This is a genomic window from Lentilactobacillus hilgardii DSM 20176 = ATCC 8290, assembly GCF_000159315.1.
GTDB classification, from domain to species: Bacteria; Bacillota; Bacilli; order Lactobacillales; family Lactobacillaceae; genus Lentilactobacillus; species Lentilactobacillus hilgardii.
The window spans coordinates 843136-853031 of the sequence record NZ_GG669992.1 but is presented as its reverse complement, the minus strand read 5'-3'; the positions used below and the strand labels follow the sequence as shown (position 1 = coordinate 853031).

Below are 9896 nucleotides of genomic sequence, written 5' to 3'. Positions count from 1 at the left end.
CTGTGAGTCAAAATCCTTCCATGCTATATAAAATACCTTTTGAAATTCCAAAAAAGCTTTCAATTTTTTAATTAATGATATGGATGTATTACTCCAATAATTATTAATTCTCATTTCAATCATTGATAGCTTAAAGAATTCTAATTTTTGATTATTAGCTTTCTCAGCTCCTCCATTAAAATATATAGTTACTCCCTGTTCATTGAGTCCGTAATAGTTTTTATTTTTTGAATTAAATTGAATCTTATCAATAAATGTAAAGTCACTTGCATTTAAGTCATATCTTTTTGCAATAGTAATCCATTCATCCAAACTTTTTTGAGTTGATTCCTCAGGAGTACTTAAAATTCTTTTAAGTATCCCCCCTACAAAATTCCCAAATTTAAAATCTTTTTGAACAATTACTTCATTCATTTTTTTCATTGCTTTCTTTAAGAAAGGGACTTGTGTTTTCGGACGTGCATCAAAAAGAATACTTAAAATATCAGCATCAAAAAGATATTCTTTAGTAACTGGAATTTTATTGAAATTACTTTTTACCTTTGTATTTATATCAAATACCCTTTTTATTTTTTTATCATTAACTCCGAACATATTATTGCCAACATACTCACCATTAAAGTCAATAATTAAGAATTGCGAGTGTTTAAAAATATTATTTCGAAACTTGGATCGAAATAATTCCAAATATAGTTTATGCAAAGTATTGGACTTTCCACTTCCCGTGTTCCCAAATATTCCAATATGACTAGCAAAAAATTTATTGATAGGGATTGATATTGCTTGGTTCTCAAGTATCGATTGCCCAATTTTAAGCGAAGAATCATCATTTTGAACGCTATATACAATATTTAATTCATTCTTAGTAGTTAAAGTAACTTCATTCCCGATCATTGGTACATAAGAACTCGTGATTTCAAATCTGTCATCGACTATCACCCCACGAGTCTTTAACTGGATAACTCTATTAATAGAGTCTTTTTTATACCTATTATCAAATTCTTTGCTCTTAATCGTATTCTGTTGATCGATTACCTTTTCTGTAATTACCGAAGAAATAATTTTTATTTCATTCTGATTAATTGTTAAAAATGCTCCAACTTTAGGACCAGTTAATATATCTCCATTCCAAAAAAATCTACATCATTGGACATCTCATACATCCCGATGCTAGCAATAGATCCATCAACACCAACAACAACTCCTAAACGCTTACTCTGCTCTATTTGAAGCCTCTTTTCCTTTTTCTTCCCTAATAAATTTATTATTTAAAATATCCGTCAATACTCCAAGTGTGATTTGTTTGTTTTTACAATCTACATATAAGTTAGACGGCGTGATAATTCGAAAATTATGTTTCTCATCATTAACCCCTAAGTTGCTCATATACTTTTGCCTATCTCCATCTCTAAAGCCAAAAGCGTAAATCATTAATTCTGGGTTTTGAAGAGCTCTCCTAATCATTTGGGCTATGTGCTTATCTTGAAAAGAGAAGCCAATAACAAACATGACTGACTCAGATTTATCTAGTTCAAGTTGAAATATTCGCAACATGTCATAAAAATGATTACTTAGAAAAGTTTCTTTATTTTCAAAGCCTGTAGGTTTTACCAAAAATGGATCCTGAGAAATTGTATTTAATACTTGAATTTTATTATCACTATTAGACCAATTCATTGATCCATGTGGCTTAATGAGTGAAATTGAAGGCATCTCATTTAGATAATTATCAGTTAAACCTCTATATGCTACTACCCGATTATAATTTGAACTATCTAAAAACCGTTCGAAATATCCACTAGCTCCGTCATTAAAAATAAATCTATTAGTACCAGCTACATTGTCAATTGATTTCTCAATAAACAAATCATAATTAGTTGTAAATAAATTCACATTTTTAGGTCCTCGCCTGGAATTAGATAGATTTAAAATGGTTATAACCGCCTGGAGAAACTTATCGTACATACTTTGAGTATCCTTCTCTTTGCCAACTAACTCACCTGAGATTATGCGTTTAGAAACATCCATAGTCTTAGCAAATAAACTTTTCAAACAAAACTTTTTTTCTGCATCAGGATCTTCAGATTTATTTAATTCCTGTAACTGATTAGAGTTAGGTTTATACTTATCGTCATTCATAAGAGGAATGGCATCAGCTGAAGCCCCTGAACCAATCAAGAAATTTAATTGCTTAGTTATCGCAAAATGACGAATACTTTTAGCTAATGCATCAATTTGGTCATCCATCGTTAATACTTTTTCTTTTTCGCCAACTGAATCTTCTTTGCCATTTTTAACCTTAAATCGGTCAACCATTATAATCATTCCTCCACAATTGAGTTCAAATTGATATTTTTTAGTATACATCTACGTTGCGTAATGTTAAATAAGAAAATAAATACTTACTTATGGATAGATTTATACTATTAAAGCTTCAATTACGTTAATGAGCGGCATTTAGTCCCGTTAAATATCAAAAAAATTATTCAGCACAAAAGCCACAAAATAATTGATTGATAACAACGTTTGGGTATTAAACATTGCGATGACGAATTAAACCATGGTCTTATCCATATTACGTATTATTAACTTTCAATTAGAAAGCCAAGTCGAAGTCAACCTTCCTGATCTAAAGTTTGCTTCGATAACCTTTAGCAACGATACTCTTTGATAACACACCATATCACTTGAAGGCTATTCATTAGCTAAAGAAGATTACAAAATTGCAGATTTACAGACACATCAGATCTACGAACAATTGAACACTCCAAAGGCCAGCTTTTAGTTCCAATTGGGATTAATACCGCCTTGCCCCTTGAATGGGAGGAAAATCAAGGTGTTAAAAAGACATCTCCTGAATGACTTAGGCATCAAGAGTAAAACCAACTTTTCATTAATGCTTGCATAAGCGCTCCAGATCAATTTAGGCATCAAATAAGGATAATAAAAACCACTCGATTTCAATTTTCGAGTGGCTTTTATACTTAAATAATGATTGGTCATTTGGCTGACCGCTAATTTTTCCTACCCAAGCTTAACCGGTACCTGCAAATAAGAATCATACTCACCACCACAGTGAATAACCTGACGGCCCTTGTTCTTGGATTCGTATGCCACCGACCATGGCACGATCGAGCCGGCTTCATTTTTTGCGCTGATCACCAATCTCAACTGTTCACCGGGGTTGAAGACCATCCCCATTGGCATCAATACAATATCAACCGGAACAACTTCATTAGGGCTCAACTTTTCAACCCGATCAAAACTGTGCACTGGAATAGCGTCCGTTGATTGTGCTTCATCAAGATGACGAACAGACACCCGTAATCGGCCATCCGGTCCCTTATATTTCATGACGGTACCGCCATTATCCGTGAAATCATGCATCATCGCACCATGATTTGGAACCACAAATTCCGAAAGCTGATTGCCGTACTGGTCTAATTTCTGCATGACGACAAACAGTTCCATATCATCGGCATCCTTTGCCTGGACATTCAGATGTACCTTTGGATAACCAATCATTTCAGTTCTTTGACTGAATTGTTTAATAAACGAGGCCTTTCCCGGTCCCATTTCCGGTGTATAGGTTACCGAAACATCTTTTTTAGTCACTTGATCCCTCAGTTCCCGGGTCACACCATCCAAATGAAATTTTTGATAGTCAACGTAGCTTGGTGGAAATTCATCCCCAGCAATGTTGGTCTCATCTCCACCAGCCATATCCAGCATGGCATATCTGACTTTAGGCGTCTCTTCCCAGCCGTTTTGGACGTCCTTTAAGAAATAATCAAAGAACCGTTTGCGATCCTCGGTATTCATTGCGTCGTAATAATCCGGCCATTCCTGACTATTGTGAATTCGCAGCCACTTTTGCTTCGACCCCATCTGACGCCAAGCACGGAAAGTGCCATTTGTATGAAGCGTATTTCCATAACTGGCAACCAAGTATGTTGGCACTTGAATTTGATCAAATTTAACAATTTTATCCTGCCAAACCGGATGATTGATTAAGGGGTACTTCTTCATTTCCGCCGTAACGTCTTCATGCTGATTATCGTCAACGTTTACGTAGTTGGCTTGAATTCGCCGAACGAAATCCTCATCCGGAATACCGCCACGCATGGCCATATCTCGATAACCATCGCTCAAACCTTCCGTTGGATTAATCGCTGCTAAATGTGGTGGCTGTTCGGCAGCAATGAACCATTGGGAAAATGCCAAATATGACGTGCCACTCATCGCTACTTTACCGGTACACCAGCTTTGGGCAGCCAACCATTCAATAACATCATAGCTGTCGCGACCTTCCTGCGTACCGATCATTGATGCATCACCTTCAGAGTGGGCAATCCCACGTTCATCAGGATTACAGATTGCGTATCCCTGTTGGCACCAATAAGCCGGATCCGGCCCTTCGAACTTTTCCAGTCCGGAAACAATGTTATTTTTCAAGCCGATGATGCCAAAAATATTTTCATACCTCGGCGCAGTTCCAGCACTCTTTCCATAAGGGCTCCAAGCCATGATGACCGGTACCTTTTCATTCGTATTCGGTCGAAAGACATCGGCATAAATCGTCACACCGTCACGCAATTTAATTGGCACATCTTTCTCAAACACAATGTCACAATCGAGCGGTTTGAATTTGTCGCTTACCTGATATCCTTTTGGTAAGATCCGGGTTCCTGGTTCGAATTTGCTTAAAACACCATGCTCTTTGCCATCATCGATGTAGTCTAAAGATGGTCGATATACTTTTAATTGATTTAAATCGGTCATAGTTGTTAACCTCCTAAAAATTCAGTAACTTAATTCACTTGTTATTCTAGGGGATTTAAGCATCATTGAATATGGCCAAAGCACTGCCAATTGGTTGATTATTAGCTAGTTGTTAGTGTATTGTCTGCTTATACGACAGAATGTCTAAAATTGTCAAAAGTAGGTGTAAACATGCCAAGGGACTTACAGAAGCTTCGCACAAAGCGTGATATCCAAACGGCTTTTATTAAATTAGTCAATGAAAAAGGCTTTAAAAATGTCACTGTCGGCGATATTGCCAAGGAATCTTTAATTAACCGACAGACATTTTACTACCACTATCAAGATAAGTATCAGTTAACCGAAGCAATGATCAAAGAATTAGTTCAAAAATACGACGACCTATACAAACATTACGTCGCTGCAAATTTAAAGAAACTGGATCTGACAAGCCGAATCCCATTACTATTTCCCCAGACCAATACTTTTTGGGCCGAGAATCGGGAAACGGCAGCGGCACTATTTTCGATTGAATACAGTGACTACACGTTAGAAAACGAATTAAAGAAACGCTTTCGCCAGTATCTGCCGACCTTACTCGGTCATGAACCCCTGCCATTGGAGAAAAATGTCTTTCCGGCAATTATCCTTTCCGTCATTGAGTATGTGATCGAAACTGGGAATCCGCCTTCACAGGAGGACATTATTCATACGTTTGATAGTATTAGTGACGTTTTTAAATGATGATTAACCCGTTATTTGCTTTATCAAAAAAGCAAGAAATCATTTTGGCTATCTTTTCAATACTAAATGATTTCTTGCTCTTTTCTTATACAATTTTATTTAATCCCAAGTTTTTCTTTTTCAAATAGCGTAAGCTTTCAGCGAACACTCTAACTTCACACTCTTTTCATGCTACTTAAAATGTACAATCAAGTGCTTCCTGTTACTCAGGATTTCAAACGTTCGACACCAGTCGTTATCAGGCAATCCGTGTTAATCGATTTAATTATCAGCTGAATTGCCACCCACCTTTTTGCCGAACCACCAAACAAGCAGTAACGCAAAAATGCCATACCCGATCAAAGCTTCAATCCTTTCTTTTCTCGTATTCTTATGCATCTTTGCTATAATGTGCAAATGTTTCCCGTCATATAATCTCATCTAAACAATCCCCTTTTTAATGACTATCAAAGTTATCATCCATACTGATAATTAACTCATCGATCGTAGTCTTTCAATGAACACCAAGTTTATTTACCCGGATACTTTATCATCCATCATATGAAACACCCTTGAAATGTTTATTACCCAAAGTTCTGGCTACTTTTCGGGTTGCGTAATAATGTTGGTATGTCCATATGCCAGCACCATTTGCTTCGCTCATGACCCGAATACGATGGCCGTGATAATGACGTACCTTCACACCGTAGTACTCTCCATCCCCGGCTGTTTGATTCCATCCATAAATGTTAACCCAATGCATATGGTGGATATAAAACGGTGTCGCAAATGTCCAATTGGGGTGATGACTAATATGAGTTGTTTTTAAATTTCGATAATGGATTTTGCCATGATAAACTGTCCATCCATCATAATAATTTTGCTCACGATAATGCTTATAGCCAAATGTTACTCGATCATACCTACCATGGCCGTCATAATGATACCAGGTATGACGCAACGCACTCGGAAAATAACGTAACGAATGTGAAGCTGCTTGCGATGACTGTGGTTTTATCGCACTTCCCATAAAGCCCATTGATAACCCAACGATACAAAGTAATCCAACCAACCATTTTCTCATAATACCCCTCCAGATATGTATAAAAGATGTCTTAAGTATACTGCTGTTTATTCAATAATTAATGACTATTTTCGAGAGCTCAGAGAAATTAACACCGGAACAAGCTAGCCATTACATCAGCGTTTCCTTTGGGACAAGTAACCAGCCAAAGGAAGTCACTTCGCTTGCAGATGCACTTAACCGAATCTACAGCTAATCATTAAAACCAGTCGCTGTTTATCAGTGCCAAAGCTGGAGTCGTTTCGTCGGACTCCGGCTTTTTAGTAAGATGTCAATTCAACTGTTGGACAGGTAATTGACTACTCTTCTTAGAATCTACTTAAAATAAAATCTGATGAGTTATAAATGATAAAGCAAGCCATACAAAGTTTAAAATTAACATACTAATGACATGTCGGCCAACTCCAATCCTCCGAAAACGTTGCTATATCAGATTATATAGAAATGGGTTGCTTTTAATTTGTTTTTAATTTAAAATGAGTAACGTTAATAAATCTTACATGTCGAAGGGACGTGCATCACAATGAAATTGAAATCATTAGTGAAGATTGGTGGGGTGGCCATTCTTTCAGCACTTGTGCTCGCAGGTTGTGGAAGTAAATCATCACAATCCGGTTCCAAAGCACAAACACTGAACTGGATGCTGCCAGCCAATATTTCCACAATGGATGCTTCAAAAATGACGGACTTGTATTCGTCACAGATTGAAAACGATACGAATGAGGGCCTGCTTCGAATGGGCAATAGCAAGGTTTCACCCGGTGTTGCCAAGAACTATACAATCTCCAAGGATGGCAAGACCTGGACGTTTAATCTCCGTCATTCCAAATGGAACGATGGCAAACCCGTTACCGCCAAAGATTTCGTTTACTCATGGCGTCGAACGGTAACACCTAAGACCGCTTCTCAATATGCCTATATTTTTGCGAACATCGAAAATGCCAACAAGATCAACGCCGGCAAGATGTCACCAACTAAACTGGGTGTTGAAGCAAAGGGTAACTACAAGCTGGTTGTTCATTTGATCAAGCCACAAAGCTTTTTCAAATTCATGGTGGCACAAAGCTACTACTTCCCAGAAGAACAATCGGTTGTTGAAAAGTATGGTTCAAGTTACGGCACCAACTCAACCAAGAACGGCTATAACGGCCCATTTGTTCTCAAAGGTTGGACCGGTACCAACGATACAATGAAGCTTGTTAAGAACAAGAGCTATTGGAACGCCAAAAACGTTAAGCTTCAAACAATGAACGTTCAGGTTATCAAGGATCCGTCAACCGCCCTTAACAGTTACGAAAGCGGCAAGTTAGACTTCACAACATTGAACAGTACCCAGGTTAAACAGTATAAGAACGACAAAGACTACAAGTCCTACAAAGAGGCTTCTACTCAATACCTGGAAATGAACGAGAAACGTCTGCCAATGTTCAAAAACAAGAATATTCGAAAAGCATTCTCATTGATTATCAACCGAAATCAATTGGTTAATAAAGTATTGGCCGATGGTTCACAATTGCCAAAGGGCTATGTTCCAGCCGGCATGAACAAGAAGAATGGCAAAGACTTTGCAGATGAAGCCTACGTCAAAGACGCCGTTACAAATAACGATGCTGAAGCCAAACAGCTATGGGCCAAGGGCTTAAAAGAAGTTGGCAAGAAATCCGTTTCTTTGACATTAATGTCGGATGACGACGATACGTCAAAGAAGATCACTGAATTTGTTCAAAGTCAATTGACCAAATTACCCGGATTAAAGATTACCAACCAAAACATTCCATTTAAGACCCGCCTCTCACGTTCACAAAACGGTCAATTTGATATCGTTATTTCCCGTTGGATCGCTGATTATCCTGATCCAAGCAACTTCCTCGATCTCTTCACATCAACCAACACTTACAACAATGGTAAGTGGAAGAACGCTCAATATGATGCTCTGATCAAGAAATCGGAAAATCAGGATGCCAACAATGAAACTGCTCGTTGGAACGATATGATAAAAGCCGAAAAGATTTTGATGAATGATCAAGGAATTGTGCCATTAACCCAACAGGGACAATCAGCATTGATGAAGTCCAAAGTTAAAGGTGTTCAATTCTTCCCAACTGCACCACAATGGGATTGGAGCAAGGCTTCTATTAAATAATCCGATTCTAACAACTTAACAATCAATATTAAAAGGCAACGGTCACTTCTTAATTGAAGTTAACCGTTGCCTTTTGATTTAAAACGAGTCAAAAATAAAAGCCCTACCCTAACTTTGACAACATTGAATCAGTATAGTCGATTCCACCTTAAGGATTTCACTTAAATACCAGATAATTTCTCTGGAGATTCTTTGTGACGGCAGCTGATTTTCAAACAAAAATAACTGCAAACCCATTTGGCCCAACGTGCGTCATAATTGTCGGGCTGGTTAAACGATTGACGATTTCCAAGTCTGGTCGTTTTTTCTTTAAGAATGCCTCAATCCTATCCGTATCCGCATGGCTGTCAACGTAAGACAGGCCGACACGGGTTATTTGAGGATGATTGATAATGTCTGCTGTTACCTGGTCGATCATCTTTTGCATCCCCTTTTCACCGCGCGACTTATGAAGAACCTTCAGTTCGCCGTTCGGCATCCCCAATTCCAGCTTGAGTTTGATCAACGTTGACACAAACCCAATAGCCCGATTGGCACGACCGCCCTTCACCAAGTAGTCCAAGCTATTGACAAAGCAGGTTAATGTAATTTTGTTCATGTATGCTTTAAGCTCCGCCATGATCGTTGCCAAGTCATGCTCAGTTTGAATGAGTTCGGCGGCCTTCAAGACAACGAACGCTAATCCACGATCGGTTAGGCCACTGTCCAAGACGCCAACCTGTGCCGGCACCTGTTCGGCTGCCATCTGGGCAGTTTGGACTGTTCCACTCAAAACCGAGCCGATATGGATTGACAAGATTTGGTCATTTGGTTTGGCAATTCTTTGATACGTTTCCACAAACTGGCCCAAAGATGGCTGACTGGTCTTGGGAAACTGCTGGTCTTCTCTCAGGCGCCGTGAAAATTCTGCCCGACTGACATCGACCCCGTCCTGATAATGCTGCCCTTCCAAAGTTACCGCTAACGGCACAACCGTAATATGGTTATTTTCGATTTCTTTGTCCGTTAGCTGAGCGGTTGAATCCGTCACAATATGGATCATTGGCTATCACCTCTTCTGTCAATTATAACCATTTATGCTCTGTTATGCGTCGTAAAATAAATGGGGTCTTTTGAAAAATTTATTTAAAGACAACTGTCGCTATTTAGTCTAATAACTGTTTTTCTACCCTCAATTTTCCAAAT

Annotated in this window: 8 protein-coding genes; 2 read left to right on the top strand and 6 right to left on the bottom strand. The window is 38.3% G+C overall.

Annotation, left to right across the window (positions count from 1 at the left end):
* The 3 genes from HMPREF0519_RS03780 to HMPREF0519_RS03770 form a co-directional block, all read right to left on the bottom strand.
* Window positions 1-894, bottom strand: an 894-nt coding sequence (locus tag HMPREF0519_RS03780) for a helicase HerA domain-containing protein (RefSeq protein ID WP_003634796.1), incomplete at its 3' end; no start/stop codon positions are given.
* A 318-nt stretch (window positions 895-1212) separates the two neighbouring features.
* The gene (locus HMPREF0519_RS03775) at window positions 1213-2247 is read right to left on the bottom strand and encodes an SIR2 family protein (protein WP_040472692.1); all 1035 of its coding nucleotides are present in this window, start codon (window positions 2245-2247) and stop codon (window positions 1213-1215) included.
* Between the two features lie 777 nt (window positions 2248-3024).
* Window positions 3025-4782: a CocE/NonD family hydrolase gene (locus HMPREF0519_RS03770; RefSeq protein WP_003634794.1), complete on the bottom strand. Its 1758-nt coding sequence runs from the start codon at window positions 4780-4782 to the stop codon at window positions 3025-3027.
* Window positions 4783-4953: 171 nt separating this feature from the next.
* Between HMPREF0519_RS03770 and HMPREF0519_RS13055 the strand changes: the two genes are divergently transcribed.
* On the top strand, window positions 4954-5505 hold the full coding sequence (locus tag HMPREF0519_RS13055; RefSeq protein ID WP_003634793.1) for a TetR/AcrR family transcriptional regulator: 552 nt from the start codon (window positions 4954-4956) through the stop codon (window positions 5503-5505).
* A gap of 261 nt (window positions 5506-5766) precedes the next feature.
* Here HMPREF0519_RS13055 and HMPREF0519_RS13835 read toward each other — a convergent pair whose 3' ends face one another.
* The gene (locus HMPREF0519_RS13835; protein WP_003557733.1) at window positions 5767-5925 is read right to left on the bottom strand and encodes a hypothetical protein; all 159 of its coding nucleotides are present in this window, start codon (window positions 5923-5925) and stop codon (window positions 5767-5769) included.
* Window positions 5926-6034: 109 nt separating this feature from the next.
* Entirely contained in the window at window positions 6035-6568 is a 534-nt protein-coding gene (locus HMPREF0519_RS03760; RefSeq protein ID WP_003557731.1) for a hypothetical protein, read from the bottom strand.
* 523 nt (window positions 6569-7091) lie between these two features.
* Here HMPREF0519_RS03760 and HMPREF0519_RS03755 point away from each other — a divergent pair.
* Window positions 7092-8711, top strand: a complete 1620-nt coding sequence (locus tag HMPREF0519_RS03755) for a peptide ABC transporter substrate-binding protein (protein WP_003557727.1) — start codon at window positions 7092-7094, stop codon at window positions 8709-8711.
* A gap of 211 nt (window positions 8712-8922) precedes the next feature.
* Here HMPREF0519_RS03755 and HMPREF0519_RS03750 read toward each other — a convergent pair whose 3' ends face one another.
* Entirely contained in the window at window positions 8923-9753 is an 831-nt protein-coding gene (locus HMPREF0519_RS03750; RefSeq protein ID WP_003634790.1) for a DegV family protein, read from the bottom strand.
* Window positions 9754-9896 lie beyond the last annotated feature (143 nt).